This window comes from Vogesella indigofera, assembly GCF_028548395.1.
Classification (GTDB): Bacteria; Pseudomonadota; Gammaproteobacteria; order Burkholderiales; family Chromobacteriaceae; genus Vogesella; species Vogesella indigofera_A.
Window position 1 is genome coordinate 693,364 of sequence record NZ_JAQQLA010000004.1, and the last position, 14,502, is coordinate 707,865.

Genomic DNA, 14,502 nt, shown 5'->3' on the forward strand with positions numbered 1-14,502 from the left:
CCTCCTCACGCCACCGGCTCAGTTCTCCGGCAATGCCCGCCCCACCGCTGCGGCCAACCTTGGCCAGTCGAAGTACGGCCCCGGATCGGTCTTGCGCCCCGGCGCGATGTGCTGGTGGCCGGTGATGGCCTCGATGCCGCACTCGCGCTGCAGCAGCCGCGCCAGCGCTGCCAGCGTGCGGTACTGCGCGTGGCAGAACGGCTCGAAGTCGCAGCCTTCCAGCTCGATGCCGAGTGCGAAGTCATTGCAGCGCTCGCGGCCGCGCCACTGCGATACCCCGGCGTGCCAAGCGCGCTGGCGGGTGGACACGAACTGCAGCAGGCTGCCGTCGCGACGGATGAAGAAGTGCGCCGACACTCGCAGGTGGGCGATGGTGGCGTAGTAGGGATCGGCCGCCGGATCGAGAGTATTGCCGAACAGCTGCGCCACGCCGTCGCCGCCGTAGCGGTACGGCGGCAGGCTGATATTGTGGATAACCAGCAGCGGCACCGCCGGTTGTGGATAACTGTCGCAGTTTGGCGACGGCAGCTGTTGCGCCTCGTTGACCCAGCCGCCGGCGTCCAGCGTCAGCAGCAGCTCGCTGTCGTCGCGCTGCCAGCGCAGCGTGGTCAGCGCCAGCCCGTCCGCGGTGGCGAAGTCGCGCACACGCACGAAACCGGCCTTGTGGTAGCAGCGCAGTGCGGCACGGTTGGCCTGCGCGCTGCTGACCGTGGCGACGTTCTCGCCGGCCAGCGCAGCGGTGAGCAGACGCCCGGCCCAGCCCTCGCCCAGCCGCGCCGGCGCCACCAGCGTGCGCACGATGTCGAGGCTGCCGTCGTCGCCACGGCCGCAGGCCAGCACAGCGCACAGCTGGCCCTGCTCGTCGTAGCCGGCGAACAGACGCAACGGGCTGGCGGCGATGTCGGCGCTGCTGCACCACAGCCGCGGCAGCGGGTAGCCATCCAGCCACGCCACTTCCAGCGCGTGGGCGGCGTCGTGCAGCGCCAGCGCCGCGGCAAGGTTGGCCGCATCGTCGCGGCACAGTTCACGGATCAGAAACGGGACAGTCATCACTCGCCTGCAACAAATCAATATCAGCCGAGACTGTAATGCAAATCCCCGCCCGCCGCTTGAGACGGATCATGGGCAGCGGCGCCGCCATGCACCATACTGAAACCATCCCACCGTTTTCTGGAGCACGCCATGCTGAGCCTGGACGCCCTCACCAGCGCGATCCCCGCGCCTTCCTTCGACGAACCGCTGGACATGCTGTACGCCTGCCACGACAAGGTACGCCACTTTTGCGAGCAGCTGGACGCGCTGCCCGGCTATATCGCCAGCCACGGCCACAGCCACGCCGCGCTGAACACCATCGCCGGCATCGTGCGCTATTTCGAGATCGCCGGCCCGGCGCACCACCAGGACGAGGAGCAGGAGCTGTTCCCGCTGATCGTGGCGCGGCAGCCGGACGCCGCCGCCAAGATCGAGCAGCTGCTGGCCGAGCACGGCTACCTGAACGCGCGCTGGCGCGCCATCCACGACCAGCTGCAGGCCTTCGGGCGCGGCGAGCTGGCGGAACTGGACGCCGCCGCCATCGCCGAGTTCACCCGCCTGTACCGCGAACACGCGCAGCGCGAGGAGGACTGGCTGTTCCCGGTCGCCGGCCAGCTGATCGGCGAGGACGAGCTGCGCGATGCGGGCCAGCGCATGGCGGCGCGGCGCACCACGCCACGCTAGGCGCGCAATCGAACGCTTGAAACCAGCCCGCCCTCGCCCTGATGGCGGGCTTTCCTTATAATCGTTGGCCAGACACGCCCTCCACGTACAAACCCGGGACATCATCACCATGCAAGACACGCACGCCTGGTCTGGCCGCTTCTCCGAGCCGGTCTCCGAGCTGGTCAAGAAATACACCGCTTCGGTCACCTTTGATAACCGTCTGGCCGAATTCGACATCGAAGGCTCGCTGGCCCACGCCGCGATGCTCAACAAGTGCGGCGTGCTGTCCGATGCCGATCTGGCCGCGATCCGCGACGGCATGGCCGCCATCATCGCCGACATCCGCGCCGGCAACTTCGAGTGGAGCGTGGATCTGGAAGACGTGCACATGAACGTCGAGCGCCGCCTCACCGACAAGATCGGCGACGCCGGCAAGCGCCTGCACACCGGCCGCTCGCGTAACGATCAGGTGGCCACCGACATCCGCCTGTGGCTGCGCGCGCAGATCGACACCATCGTCGGTTTCATCGCCGAGCTGCAGACCAGCCTCTTGGACCTGGCCGAAGCCAATGCCGACACCGTGATGCCGGGCTTCACCCACCTGCAAGTCGCCCAGCCGGTGACCTTCGGCCACCACATGCTGGCCTACGTCGAGATGCTGGGCCGCGACGCCGAGCGCATGACCGACTGCCGCAAGCGGGTGAACCGTCTGCCGCTGGGCGCCGCCGCGCTGGCCGGCACCACCTTCCCCATCGACCGCCACTACACCGCGCAGCTCTTGGGCTTCGACGACGTGTGCCACAACTCGCTGGACGCGGTGTCCGACCGTGACTTCGCCATCGAATTCACCGCCGCCGCGTCCTTGGTGATGGTGCACCTCTCCCGCCTGTCAGAAGAGCTGATCCTGTGGATGAGCCCGCGCGTCGGCTTCATCGACATCGCCGACCGCTTCTGCACCGGCAGCTCCATCATGCCGCAGAAGAAAAACCCGGACGTGCCGGAACTGGTACGCGGCAAGTCCGGCCGCGTGGTCGGCCACCTGATCGCACTGGTCACCCTGATGAAGGCGCAGCCGCTGGCCTACAACAAGGACAACCAGGAAGACAAGGAACCGCTGTTCGACACCGCGGATACGCTGATCGACACCCTGCGCATCTACGCCGACATGATGCGCGGCATCACGGTGAAGAAGGACGCGATGCGCGCCGCGGTGCTGCAGGGCTTTGCCACCGCCACCGACCTGGCCGACTACCTGGTGAAGAAGGGCATGCCGTTCCGCGACAGCCACGAAGTGGTGGCACTGACCGTGCGCCACGCCGAGCTGCAGGGCGTGGACATTGCCGACCTGAGCCTGGACAAGCTGCGCGAGTTCAGCGACCTGATCGAGCAGGACGTGTTCAGCGTGCTGACGCCAGAAGGCTCGCTGGCACAGCGCGACCACGTCGGCGGCACCGCGCCGAACCAGGTGCGCGCGCAGATCGCCCGCCACCGCGCGCGTCTGGCTGGCTAAGCGGCTTGCGGCCAACCTTGCGCCGCCCGCATGAACAACAAGGCCGGGATCATCCCGGCCTTGTTGTTTTCCAGCGCCCGCGCCAACCCTCTTGCCAAGCCAAGGCCACCGGAAGAAACCGTCCGCCGCGGCCAGCAACCGCCTTGCCGGCCAATGCACGAGCGATGCCAGCGCGGGCTGAACCCGTGCCACCTCACGGGGCCGACGAAAGACCGGCGCGGCAAAACACGACAACAGAGCCGACCACCCTGTGACGGTTCTGTTGCTTCTGTACCGGGGCGAGCTATGCTGTTCGTGTTCAATGTCGGATAGAAGTGACGCAACCATGGCACAAGCACGCCCGGCCCCGCAGCAAGCATCCCGCTTCTGGCGTGATGACGCGCTGCCCTTCATCGAGTCCCGCACCGTCGCGGACGGCCGCCAGGTCTGCTATGAAAAACACTCGCACGAAACGTTCTCGCTCGGCGTGATTGATGGCGGTCACAGCCACTACCTGAACGGCAACCAGCGGCACGAGATCGCCGCCGGCAGCGTACTGATGATGAATCCGGGCGAGGTGCACGCCTGCGCGCCGGTTCGCGGCGCCGGCTGGGCGTATCGCATGCTGTATGTGGACCGGGACTGGCTGGGCGCACGGCAGGCCGAACTGGGGCTGTCGCCGCATGGCGACTTCCAGCCGCTGGCCTGCCAGCTTAGTCTCGACCCGCGCCTGTACGCTGCCTTTACCCGTTTTCACTCCGTGCTGACCGCCACCGATAGCGAACCGCTACTGAAGGAAAGCGTCGCCGTACAGTTCTTCAGCGAGGCCTTGTCCGCCTTGGCGCATGGCAAGCTGGCAACATCTGGCGCACCGGACAAACTGGCGCGGGCAGTCGACTTTATCCACAGCCACGCGACCGAGTCCTTGAGTCTGCAGCAGATCTGCGCGGCGGCCTCGCTGTCACCGTCCTACCTGATCCGTGCCTTCAGCCAGCACTATCACATGACACCGCACGCCTATCTGCTCAACTGCCGTATCCAGCATGCCAGACGTCTGCTGCGTGGCCGCCAGCCACTGGCGGAAGTCGCGCACGCCAGCGGCTTTGCCGACCAGGCGCATTTCCAGCGCGTGTTCAAACGCCTCACCGCCGTCACGCCGGGCCATTACCGGTGCTGATCAGAACAGCAAGACCGTGCTCAGCAGCAGCAAGACCGCCAGCAAGCGGTTCAGCAGCCGGATACGGGCGGCGGAGTGCAGGTATTGCCCCAGCGCCGCGCCGGCATAAGCCCAGCAGGCCAGCGAGAGATAGCAGATCGCCCAGTACAGCGCGCTGAATTGCCAGACCAGCAGGCTGTCGCCGCCGGCAAAAGCCCCCATCCCGGCCACCGACGCCAGCCAGGCCTTCGGGTTCAGCCATTGCATCAGGGCCCCCTGCCAGTACGACGGCGCCTGCCCGGCACGCTGGTCTCCCAGTGCGCCATCCGCGCGGAACAACTTCCAGGCCATGTACAGCAGGAAGGCGGCACCGGCCCACTTGATGGCGACGGTCACCAGCGGCCAGTGGCTCAGCACCTCGTGCAGGCCGAGGCCGATCAACAGCAATAACAGGGTAAATCCCATGGTTGCGCCGGTGACATGCCGCAAGCTGGCACGAAAACCGTACTGCACACCGTGGGCGAGGCCCAGCAGATTCACCGGCCCCGGAGAGATGGAGGCCGCCAGCGCAAACAAGGACATCGACAGATACAGGCTCATGGGTTGCTCCCCGCTGATGTAAAGAGCCTGCAGCGTAAGAAATCCGGATTGACCGGTATTGAACGAAATTACCCTGTTGACGGCCATGCCCCGCCAATAGCCTGCCGGTGATCGCGAAAAAGGCGTGGAGTGGCTGGTAAGCAAAGCCTTGCAACAGGCGGCCACGCCCGACAGCAGCGGGCAGGCGAGCGGCACGGCAAGCCGCGTGCCACCGCGCGCGTCCGGCCGGGGCAATCCGGCCGGCCGATTCCGCTGGCCACGACAAAAAGCCGACGCCAGCGCGTCGGCTTTTCTTGCGGCCAACCCTGGCTGCGTCAGTGATTGAGATAGATCGCCATGCGCCGCTGCAGCAGCGCGTCGCGCTGGCGCGCCACCTGCTGCCACATGCACTGCACCAGCTGCGGCTGGCGCGCGGCAAACTGGCGGCTGAACGGCATGAAGTAGTCCTTGCTCACCAGCGGCTGCGGCAGCGCGCGTACCGCGAGCTTCGGATGCGTGGACAGGTAGCCGGCGGCCAGCAGGTCCTGGATCGCGTAGGCGTCGATACGCCCGGCCTGCAGCTTGTTGAAGTTGCTGTCGACGTTGAGCGCGGTTTCCACCTTGATCTGGAAGCGCTCCAGATCCTTGATCACCGACCAGCCGATATTGCTGCCCACCACCGCCTGTGGCGGGCTCAGCCGCTCGCCGTCCCACGCAAGCAGGCTGTCGTGGCGCACGAACAGCACGTAGCGCAGCGTGCTCATGCGCTGGCGGCCGTCGGGCTGGCCGTCGCGCAACGGGTAGACCGCGAACTGCGCGCGTTCCTCGTTGTAGGACAGCAACAGCGCCGCGTCAGCGCTGCCGCTTTTCAGGCTCTGCAGCATGCGCAGCCCCGGCTGGCGCAGCAATTGCAGCTCGACGCCACAGGCCTTCGCCGCCCGCTGCGCCAGCTCGACGGCAAGGCCGGGTTGCGGCGCGAAATGGTCGCCTTCGCCGATGACGTAGGGTGGCGACGCCTGGTCCATGGCGACGATGGTCAGCGGCGGGCGCGTGCTGGCCGCCTGCGCCGCCAACGGCAGGCCGCACAGCAGCGCCAGCCCGCCGCAAACCCATCTCCAGTTCATTCCGTGTCGCATCCCGTGTCTGTCCTCACCGTGGCCGCTCATGATGGCATCGCCGGGTGACAATGCCATGACCAGCATAGCGCAACTACCAGTATTTCATTTTTGACCGGCAGCAACCATAGTGAAGCCAGGCGCCGCGACGGCGCCCAGCCTGACTCCCCCTCCCGAAAGGACACACCATGCGTCAACTGATCCTGCTGCTCACCCTCGCCCTGTGCTCCGGCCCGCTACTGGCCGCCAATCCGGCCTGCGAAAAGATGGCCACCGAGAAGAAGCTCGCCGGCGCCGCCAAAAACAGTTTCATGAAGAAGTGCGAACGCGAACAGCCGGGCAACGCGCAAGCCATGTGCGACGGCAAGGCGGCCGAGAAAAAACTGGCCGGCGCCGCCAAGAACAGCTTCGTGAAGAAGTGCCTGCGCGACAGCAGCGCCTCCTGAGTAGCGCGGCCTGTGGCCGCTGGCGGTCACAGGCCGGTCATGCCTACACGCGGAAGCGCGACACCGCCTGCTGCAGGTCTGCGGCCAACGTTTGCAGCCGCGCCGAGGCGCCGGTGGTGAAGCGCACCGAGGACTGCGTTTCCTCCACCACGTGCACCACCTGCTCCACGCTGCCGGCGATGCTGACCCCAGCCTGACTCTGCTCGCTCATCGCCAGCGCCACGTTGCGGAAACGTTCCAGCGTGTGGCCGACCTTGTCGTCGATCTGGCCCAGCGCGCCGGCCAGCTGCGTCACCTGCTGCACGCCGTCCTCCACCAGCGGCGCGATCTGCTCCATGGCGCCGGATACCCCGGCGGTCTCCTGCACCACGCTGTGGATGATGCTGGAAATCTCGCTGGTGGCCTGCGCGGTGCGTTCCGCCAGCTTGCGCACCTCGTCCGCCACCACCGCGAAGCCGCGTCCCAATTCGCCGGCCCGCGCCGCCTCGATCGCCGCGTTCAGCGCCAGCAGATTGGTCTGGTCGGCGATGTCGCGGATGGTGTCGGCGATGCCGCTGATGCTGCGCGTGCGCTCGCTCAGCGACAGCACGCGACCGGAGGCGTCGCTGACCTCGCCGGCAATGCCGCGGATGCTGGACACCACGCCTTGCGCCACTCCCAGTCCCTGTTGCGCCAGCTGCGCCACGCCGCGCGAATCGACCTCGGTCTGCCGCGCGCTGTCGGACACGTGATCGATGCTCACCGACAGCTGCTCGATCGCCGCCGCCGCCGCGGTGGTGGAATCGTTGGCGGTGGCGGACACCGTGTCCAGCCGCTGCATCTGCTCGCCCAGCGCGGCGGCGGTGTCGCCCAGCTGCGCGGCGGAGTCGCTGATCTGCGCGATCATCTCGCGCAGCTTCTGCTGCATCGCCGCCATCACGAACAGCAGGCTGTGCGGCTTGCCGTTGTGGCGGATGGTCTGGTTCAGGTCGCCGGCGGCGATCGCCTCCACCACCGCCACCGCGTAGGCCGGCTCGCCGCCGAGCGAGCCGATGATGCGGCGCGACATGGTCAGCGCCAGCGCCGCCAGCACCACCAAAACCAAGGCCGCTAGCGCCAGCAGCAGCGAGGCACTGCGCCAGAAGGTGGCGGCGATGTCGTCGACGAAGATGCCGGTGCCCACCATCCAGCCCCACGGCTCGAAGCGCACCACGCCGTTGAGCTTGGGCACCTGCTGATCGGAGCCCTTGCGCGTGGTGTAGATCTCGGTAATGCCGTACTTGGCCGTGCGTAGTGCCTCGTTGTAGGCGTCGACCGTGGTGCGCCCATCCGGCAGCTTGGAGCCGAGGTCGACCTTGCCGATGCGGTCGGCCTTCACGTGCACCTGCATCACGTTGTCCTTGTCGCGGGCGAAGAAGTACACGTCGCCCACCGTCAGCATCGCCAGCGCCTGGCGCGCCTGCTGCTGAGCGTCGGCCTGGCTCAGCCGCCCCTGCTCTGCCGCGGCGGCGTAGTGGCCGAGCACCCCTTCCGCCATGCGCAGCTGGTTGACGATGAAGGCCTGTTTTTCCTCGTACAGCGACTGGCGGATGCTGTGCAGCGACAGCCCGGCCAGCAGCAGCAATCCGATGAAGCTGGCCAGGATGATGACGGCCAGCCGGGTAGAAACACGCATGATGATTTCCTTGCAAACAAAGACGGGTGCAGGCCGATAAGCGGCCCGCGCAGACAACTCGCGGCCCAGACTAGCAGCGCGACCTTACAAAGCGCTGACAGCGGCTTGGTAATATTGCGGCTTGCCGGCCGCCGCGCGCCGCCCCTTGCGGCCAACGTCATCACCTTGCGCCGGCATCTTCGGCCATTGTCATGAAGCCGCCACGACACGGCGGCCTTGGCGGGAAGGGCATGCTAGTGCCGCCACCGCCGGCTCCACCATTGGGGAGTTCCGCATTGCGGCTTTCCCTAGCCCCGCATCCGGTGCGGCCATAAAAAAACCGGAGCACTAGGCTCCGGTTGATGTGGCTGCGGCCGGCTGGCGGCGGGCGCTTTACTGCGCATTGGCGCGGCGGTAGCGCTCGATCAGCGCCTTGGTCGAGCTGTCGTGCGGCGCCGACTTCAGCTTGCCGGCCAGCTCGGCGTGAATGGTCTTGGCCAGCTGCTTGCCCAGCTCCACCCCCCACTGGTCGAAGCTGTTGATGTGCCAGATCACGCCCTGCACGAAGATCTTGTGCTCGTAGGCGGCGATCAGCGAGCCGAGGTTGCGCGGGTCGAGTCTATCCATCAGCAGGGTGTTGGTCGGGCGGTTGCCGGCGAACACCTTGTGCGGCACCAGCGCCTCCAGCGCCGCGCCCTTCAGCCCCTGCGCCTCCAGCTCGGCGCGCGCCTCTTCCGCGGTCTTGCCGCGCATGAACGCCTCCGCCTGCGCGAACACGTTGGCGAGCAGGATCTCGTGGTGGCCGGGCAGGCTGGAGCTGTTCTGCAGCGAGCAGATCAGGTCGATCGGCGAAATGTGGGTGCCCTGGTGCAAGAGCTGGAAGAACGCGTGCTGGCCGTTGATGCCGGTCTCGCCCCAGATGATCGGCGCGGTCTCGAAATCCACCGGATTGCCGTCGAGCATGGTCTGCTTGCCGTTGGACTCCATGTCCAGCTGCTGGATGAAGGCCGGCAGCCGGTGCAGGTACTGGTCGTACGGCGCGATCACATGGCTGCCGCCGCCGTAGTAGTTGATGTACCAGATGCCGATCATCGCCAAGAGCACCGGCATGTTCTGCTCGAACGGCGCGTTGGCGAAGTGCTGGTCCATGATGTGGGCGCCGTTGAGCAGCTCGGTGAAGTTCTCCTCGCCCAGGTACAGCATGATCGGCAGCCCGATCGCCGACCACAGGCTGTAGCGGCCGCCGACCCAGTCCCAGAACTCGAACATATTGGCCGGGTCGATGCCGAAGTCGGCAACGGCTTTCTTGTTGGTGGACACCGCCACGAAGTGCTTAGCCACGGCTTTTTCGTCGCGGGCGCGCGCCACGAACCAGTCGCGCGCGGTCAGCGCGTTGGTCAGCGTTTCCTGGGTGGTGAAGGTCTTCGATTCCACCACGAACAGCGTGGTCTCCGGGTGCACCTTCTTCAGCGTTTCCTTCAGCTGCGCGCCGTCGACGTTGGACACGAAGTGCATGTTCATGCGCGGGTGGCCGAAGGGCTTCAGCGCGCTACAGACCATCAGCGAGCCGAGGTCGGAGCCGCCGATGCCGATGTTGACGATGTCGGTGATCGGCTGGTGGGTGTAGCCCAGCCACTCGCCGGAACGCACCGCGTGCGCGAACTTGCCCATGCGCGCCAGCACCGAGTTCACCTTCGGCATCACGTCCTCGCCGTCGACCAGGATCGGCGAGTTGGTGCGGTTGCGCAGTGCCACGTGCAGCGCGGCACGGTTCTCGGTGCGGTTGATCTTCTCGCCCTTGAACATCGCCTTGATGCGGGCCGGCAGCCCGGCTTCGCGCGCCAGCGCCATCAGTCCCTGCAGCGAGGTGTCGGTGATGCGGTTTTTGGAGTAGTCCAGGAACAGGCCGCCCACTTCCAGTGAGTAGCGTTCGGCACGCGCAGGATCGCTGTCGAACAGCTCGCGCATGTGCAGGTTTTTGGCTTCGTTGAAGTGATCCCACAGGGCGTGCCAGGCGGGAAGCTGGGTCAGCGTGCTCATGTTTTCTCCGGGTGTGTTAGTTGCGGCCAACCTTGGGGCGGCTCATTCGTCGTCGTGTTCACTGCGCAGCCGTTTTTGCCTCAGGCTGCGTTTGGCTTTTTCCAGTTGCGTCACGAGGCCGGGGCCGCGCTTGAGCGCGACGCCGACGGTGAGGATGTCGATCAGCACCAGATGCAGGATACGCGACAGCATCGGGCTATAGGTCTCGCTGTCTTCCGGTGAATCCACCGCCAGCGTCACCGTGGCGCGCGCCGCCAGTGGCGTGTCCGGCACGGTGATGGCAATCACCTTGGCGCCGTTGGCCAGTGCCACATCCACCGCGTCCATCAGCTCGCGCGAGCGGCCGGAGCTGGAGATGGTGACCAGCACGTCGTCCGGGGTCAGCACCGAGGCGGCCATGATCTGGATGTGGCTGTCGGCGTAGGCGACGGTGGGGATGCCGAAGCGGAAGAACTTGTGCTGCGCGTCGGCGGCGATGATGCCGGAGTTGCCGAGGCCATAGAACTCGATGCGGCGGGCGTGGGCCAGCAGCTCCACCGCCTCGTCCACCGCCTGCGGGTTGACCTCGTTGCGGCACTTGAGCAGCGCGGTGACGGTGTTGTCGAATACCTTGGCGGTGATCTCCGACACCGGGTCTTCCGGGCGCACGCTGGAGTGCACGTAGGGCACGCCGCCGACCAGGGTGCCGGCCAGCTTGAGCTTGAAGTCGGACAGGCCGCTAAAGCCCATGCTGCGGCAGAAGCGGATCACCGTCGGCTGGCTGACGCCGGCGCTGGCGGCGATGTCGGACACCGCCGACTGCATCACGGTATACGGCTGCGCCAGCACCTGCTCGGCGACGCGACGTTCGGCACCGGACAGGGTATCCAGCTCGGCACGGATTTTCTCAAGCATCACGTTCTCCCAGATGTTCGCGCAGCGCGGCCTGCACCCCGGTCAGCGCCGGGTAGGCGCTGTGGATCACGTACACCGGCAGGGCGCGGGTGTAGTCGCGGAAGCGGCCCTTGGCCTCGAAGCGGGCGCGAAACGGCGAGTGCGCGAACAGTTCGCCAAAGCGCGGCACGATGCCGCCACCGATGTAGACGCCGCCGACCGCGCCCAGCGTCACCGCCAGGTTGGCCGCGGCGTTGCCGAGCATGCCGCAGAACAGCGCCAGCGTCTGCGCGCAGCGCGGGCAGCTGCCGGACAGGCCGCGCTCGCTGATCGCCGCCGCCGGCAACTGGCCGGCGGCTTCGCCATCTGCCTCGGCCAGCGCGTCGTAGATCAGTTCCAGCCCGGGGCCGGACAGGAAGCGCTCGGCGGAGACATGCTCGCCGAAACGGCGCTGCGCGTAGCGCCACAGCGCCACTTCTTCCTCGTTGCCGGGGGCGAAGGCGACGTGGCCGCCCTCGCCGGCGATCGCCACCCAGCCGCCGCCGTGCGGCAGCAGGCCGGAGACGCCGAGGCCGGTGCCGGCGCCGATCAGCGCCTTGGCGCCGTGGCGCGGCTCGCCGCCACCGACCTGCACCAGCTCGTCGGCCGGCAGGAAGGGCAGCGACATCGCCAGCGCGGTGAAGTCGTTGAGCAGCAGCAGCGTGCTAAAGCCCAGCTCCTGGCGGGTAGCCTCGATCGAGAACGCCCAGTGGTGGTTGGTCATCTGCACGTAGTCGCCGGTGACCGGGTTGGCGATGCCGATGGCGGCGTGGTGCACGGCGCGGGTGGCGGCGTGTTCCAGATAGCTGCGGATGGCGTCGACCAGCGTCGGGTAGTCCTTGCACGGCAACACGTCGATGTCTTCCAGCACCCCGGGTGCGGTTTCCAGCGCGAAGCGGGCGTTGGTGCCGCCGATGTCGGCCAACAGACGCGGGAAAGGATTAGGCTGCCCAGTAGACATGAAGCGGGTTCTCCGTTTGTTGCAGTAGATGGCTGACCGGCTGTGCCGCGCTCAGCGTGCGGCTGGCATGTTCCAGCACCCGCCGCTTGTTGTCACCGGCAATCGCCAGATACAGCTTGCCGCTGCGCAGGATCTCGGCCAGCGTCATGCTGATGCGGGTGTGCGGCGCCTCGGGTGGCGCCACCGCCAGCAGCGCTGCCGGATTGGCCGGATCGAGGCCGGCGGCAAGGTTGGCGGCGTCGGGGAACAGCGACGCGGTATGGCCGTCGTCGCCCATGCCCAGCACCACCACGTCCGGGGTCTGCCACTGCGCCGCGGCCTGCGCCAGCTCGGCGTCAACGTTGGCCGCCGTGCTCACCAGCGGCCGGAATGCGGCGTCGGCGGCGCCGCCCTGCAGCAGGTGATCGCGCACCAGCGCCGCGTTGCTGTCGGCGTGATCGGGCGCGACCACGCGCTCGTCGACCAGGGTGACGCAGACGCGCGACCAGTCCAGCACCTCGGCGGACAGCGCCTGCAGGAAGGGCACCGGCGAGCGGCCGCCGGACACCGCCAGCACCGCGTGACCGCGGCGGCCGATGACGGCGGCGAGGTCGGCGGCGACGCGGCGGGCGAGCACCTCGGCCGCCGCCGCTTGCGATTCGAAAGCGTGGAACATCATCTCTGTGTCTCCGTTGCCTGCGCGCGGCTGTGTTGCCGCGCGTCTTGTTGTGTCAATGCGCCGGCGGCGGGGTGTCGCCACCGTTCATGCGGCCAACCTTGAAGGCCGGCCGCCAGTCCGGATTTAGAACCTGTTCAATGTCTGCTGCGCTTCGGCGATACCGCGTTGAAAACGCCTTCGGAATGCTCATTGACCCCATGTCAATTCCGCTTCCTCAGCCGTTTTCGCCTTGTCTCGCTCTAGCTCGCGAGGCCTTGAACAGGTTCTTAACACTCCTCGTGCCAGCTGATGCCGTCGCGGCTCAGCAGTGCGCTGGAGGCGGCCGGGCCCCAGCTGCCGGCGGTGTACTGCTTGGGCGGCGTGGTGCTGCGCGCCCAGTTGTCCATGATCGGTTCCACCCAGCGCCACGCTTCCACCAGCTCGTCGCGGCGCATGAACAGCGCCAGCTTGCCGCGGATCACGTCCAGCAGCAGGCGCTCGTAGGCGTCGGCGCGGCGCACCTTGAACGACTCGTGGAAATCGAGGTTCAGGTGCACCGGCTGCAGGCGCTGGGTATCGCCCGGCTCCTTGGCCAGGAAGTACAGGCGGATGCTTTCTTCCGGCTGCAGGCGGATCACCAGCCGGTTGGCGGTGTTCAGCCCCAGCGGGCTGGGGAACAGCTGGTGCGGCACGTCGCGGAAATTGATCACGATCTCAGCCACCCGTTCCTGCATGCGCTTGCCGGTGCGCAGGAAGAACGGCACGCCGGCCCAGCGCCAGTTGTCGATCTCGGCCTTGATGGCGACGAAGGTCTCGGTGTGGCTGGCGGCGGGGATGCCCTGCTCCTGCAGGTAGCCGACCACCGGCTGGCCGCCGACGGCGCCGGCCTTGTACTGCGCGCGCACCGTCTTGTTGGCGACGTCCTGCTCCGTAAACGGGCGCAGCGCCTTCAGCACCTTCAGCTTCTCGTCGCGCACCGCGTCTGCGCCGAGGTTGGCCGGCGGCTCCATCGCCACGATGCACAGCAGCTGCAGCAGGTGGTTCTGCACCATGTCGCGCAGCGCGCCGGTGTTGTCGTAGAAGTCGCCGCGGGTGCCAACGCCGAGGTCCTCGGCGATGGTGATCTGCACGTCGTGGATCCACTCGCGGCGCCACAGCGGCTCGAACAGCGCGTTGGCGAAGCGGATCGACAGCAGGTTCTGCACCGATTCCTTGCCCAGGTAGTGGTCGATACGGTACAGCTGCTCTTCCCTGAAGTGGCGGGCCACCGCTTCGTTGATCTCGTGCGACGACTCCAGGTCGTGGCCCAGCGGCTTCTCCAGCACCACGCGCACGCGCTCGTGGTTGAGGCCGACGGCGGCCAGGTTGTCGCAGATGCCCTCGAACAGGTCCGGCGCGGTGGCGAGGTAGCACACCGTCACCCGCTCCCCGCCCTGCTGCAGCGCCGCGGCCAGGCGCGGATAGTGCTCCGGCGTGGCGGCGTCGACCGTCAGGTATTCCACCCGTGCGAGAAAGCCGGTCCAGGCGGCATCGGAGAAGCCCTCCTTGATGTGGACGCGCGCGCTCTTTTCCACCATCGCCAGATAGTCGTCGCGGCTCATGTCGCGGCGGCCCAGCGCCAGCAGGCGGCCCTCATCGTGCAGCAGGCCGGCGGCGTGCGCCTGGTACAGCGACGGCAGCAGTTTGCGCATCACCAGATCGCCGGTACCCCCGAACAGCACCATGTCGAATGCCGGGGTGTGCAGGTTTGTGTTCTCCATCCTGATTGTTCTCTCGCACAGTGGGTTGTGATGTAGTTATATTACCAAACGAAAACAACTTGTCTACGTGAAAACG

13 protein-coding genes are annotated in these 14,502 nt (G+C 67.1%); 4 read left to right on the plus strand and 9 right to left on the minus strand.

Annotation, left to right across the window (positions count from 1 at the left end; all coding sequences use genetic code 11):
- Positions 1–18 precede the first annotated feature (18 nt).
- Positions 19–570, minus strand: a complete 552-nt coding sequence (ampD, locus tag PQU89_RS09010) for a 1,6-anhydro-N-acetylmuramyl-L-alanine amidase AmpD (RefSeq protein ID WP_272765789.1) — start codon at positions 568–570, stop codon at positions 19–21.
- A 612-nt stretch (positions 571–1,182) separates the two neighbouring features.
- On the opposite strand from ampD, the gene PQU89_RS09020 reads away from it, so the two are divergent.
- From PQU89_RS09020 to PQU89_RS09030, 3 genes are all read left to right on the plus strand, one after another.
- Positions 1,183–1,716 carry a hemerythrin domain-containing protein gene (locus PQU89_RS09020; protein ID WP_272765518.1) on the plus strand — a complete coding sequence of 178 codons (534 nt, stop codon included), beginning with the start codon at positions 1,183–1,185 and terminating at the stop codon, positions 1,714–1,716.
- Between the two features lie 109 nt (positions 1,717–1,825).
- Entirely contained in the window at positions 1,826–3,208 is a 1,383-nt protein-coding gene (argH, locus tag PQU89_RS09025; RefSeq protein ID WP_272765519.1) for an argininosuccinate lyase, read from the plus strand.
- 325 nt (positions 3,209–3,533) lie between these two features.
- Positions 3,534–4,364 carry an AraC family transcriptional regulator gene (locus PQU89_RS09030; protein WP_272765520.1) on the plus strand — a complete coding sequence of 277 codons (831 nt, stop codon included), beginning with the start codon at positions 3,534–3,536 and terminating at the stop codon, positions 4,362–4,364.
- Here the strand turns inward: PQU89_RS09030 and PQU89_RS09035 are convergent, their stop codons facing one another.
- Entirely contained in the window at positions 4,365–4,943 is a 579-nt protein-coding gene (locus tag PQU89_RS09035; RefSeq protein WP_272765521.1) for a LysE family translocator, read from the minus strand.
- A gap of 314 nt (positions 4,944–5,257) precedes the next feature.
- Positions 5,258–6,046, minus strand: coding sequence for a substrate-binding periplasmic protein (locus tag PQU89_RS09040; protein ID WP_272765522.1), 789 nt, complete (start codon positions 6,044–6,046; stop codon positions 5,258–5,260).
- Between the two features lie 179 nt (positions 6,047–6,225).
- On the opposite strand from PQU89_RS09040, the gene PQU89_RS09045 reads away from it, so the two are divergent.
- Positions 6,226–6,483, plus strand: a complete 258-nt coding sequence (locus PQU89_RS09045) for a hypothetical protein (RefSeq protein ID WP_272765523.1) — start codon at positions 6,226–6,228, stop codon at positions 6,481–6,483.
- 43 nt (positions 6,484–6,526) lie between these two features.
- On the opposite strand, the gene PQU89_RS09050 is transcribed toward PQU89_RS09045, so the two are convergent.
- From PQU89_RS09050 to zwf, 6 genes are all read right to left on the minus strand, one after another.
- On the minus strand, positions 6,527–8,137 hold the full coding sequence (locus PQU89_RS09050; protein WP_272765524.1) for a methyl-accepting chemotaxis protein: 1,611 nt from the start codon (positions 8,135–8,137) through the stop codon (positions 6,527–6,529).
- Between the two features lie 372 nt (positions 8,138–8,509).
- A complete protein-coding gene (gene pgi / locus PQU89_RS09055; protein ID WP_272765525.1) occupies positions 8,510–10,156 on the minus strand; it encodes a glucose-6-phosphate isomerase in 1,647 nt (548 codons plus the stop codon).
- 42 nt (positions 10,157–10,198) lie between these two features.
- Positions 10,199–11,050: a transcriptional regulator HexR gene (hexR, locus tag PQU89_RS09060; protein ID WP_272765526.1), complete on the minus strand. Its 852-nt coding sequence runs from the start codon at positions 11,048–11,050 to the stop codon at positions 10,199–10,201.
- A complete protein-coding gene (locus PQU89_RS09065) occupies positions 11,043–12,029 on the minus strand; it encodes a glucokinase (protein WP_272765527.1) in 987 nt (328 codons plus the stop codon). Before PQU89_RS09065 ends, hexR begins: the two co-directional genes overlap by 8 nt.
- A complete protein-coding gene (gene pgl / locus PQU89_RS09070) occupies positions 12,010–12,687 on the minus strand; it encodes a 6-phosphogluconolactonase (RefSeq protein WP_272765528.1) in 678 nt (225 codons plus the stop codon). The genes PQU89_RS09065 and pgl overlap by 20 nt, the downstream gene beginning before the upstream one ends.
- A 266-nt stretch (positions 12,688–12,953) precedes the next feature.
- Positions 12,954–14,426: a glucose-6-phosphate dehydrogenase gene (gene zwf, locus PQU89_RS09075; RefSeq protein ID WP_272765530.1), complete on the minus strand. Its 1,473-nt coding sequence runs from the start codon at positions 14,424–14,426 to the stop codon at positions 12,954–12,956.
- Between the last annotated feature and the right edge of the window lie 76 nt (positions 14,427–14,502).

Excerpts from the sequence above, each read along its gene's own strand:
- PQU89_RS09020 (WP_272765518.1), top strand. The coding sequence starts at position 1,183 with ATGCTGAGCCTGGACGCCCTCACCAGCGCGATCCCCGCGCCTTCCTTC.
- argH (WP_272765519.1), top strand. The coding sequence starts at position 1,826 with ATGCAAGACACGCACGCCTGGTCTGGCCGCTTCTCCGAGCCGGTCTCC.
- PQU89_RS09030 (WP_272765520.1), top strand. The coding sequence starts at position 3,534 with ATGGCACAAGCACGCCCGGCCCCGCAGCAAGCATCCCGCTTCTGGCGT.
- PQU89_RS09035 (WP_272765521.1), bottom strand. The coding sequence starts at position 4,943 with ATGAGCCTGTATCTGTCGATGTCCTTGTTTGCGCTGGCGGCCTCCATC.
- PQU89_RS09040 (WP_272765522.1), bottom strand. The coding sequence starts at position 6,046 with ATGAACTGGAGATGGGTTTGCGGCGGGCTGGCGCTGCTGTGCGGCCTG.
- PQU89_RS09045 (WP_272765523.1), top strand. The coding sequence starts at position 6,226 with ATGCGTCAACTGATCCTGCTGCTCACCCTCGCCCTGTGCTCCGGCCCG.
- PQU89_RS09050 (WP_272765524.1), bottom strand. The coding sequence starts at position 8,137 with ATGCGTGTTTCTACCCGGCTGGCCGTCATCATCCTGGCCAGCTTCATC.
- pgi (WP_272765525.1), bottom strand. The coding sequence starts at position 10,156 with ATGAGCACGCTGACCCAGCTTCCCGCCTGGCACGCCCTGTGGGATCAC.
- hexR (WP_272765526.1), bottom strand. The coding sequence starts at position 11,050 with ATGCTTGAGAAAATCCGTGCCGAGCTGGATACCCTGTCCGGTGCCGAA.
- PQU89_RS09065 (WP_272765527.1), bottom strand. The coding sequence starts at position 12,029 with ATGTCTACTGGGCAGCCTAATCCTTTCCCGCGTCTGTTGGCCGACATC.
- pgl (WP_272765528.1), bottom strand. The coding sequence starts at position 12,687 with ATGATGTTCCACGCTTTCGAATCGCAAGCGGCGGCGGCCGAGGTGCTC.
- zwf (WP_272765530.1), bottom strand. The coding sequence starts at position 14,426 with ATGGAGAACACAAACCTGCACACCCCGGCATTCGACATGGTGCTGTTC.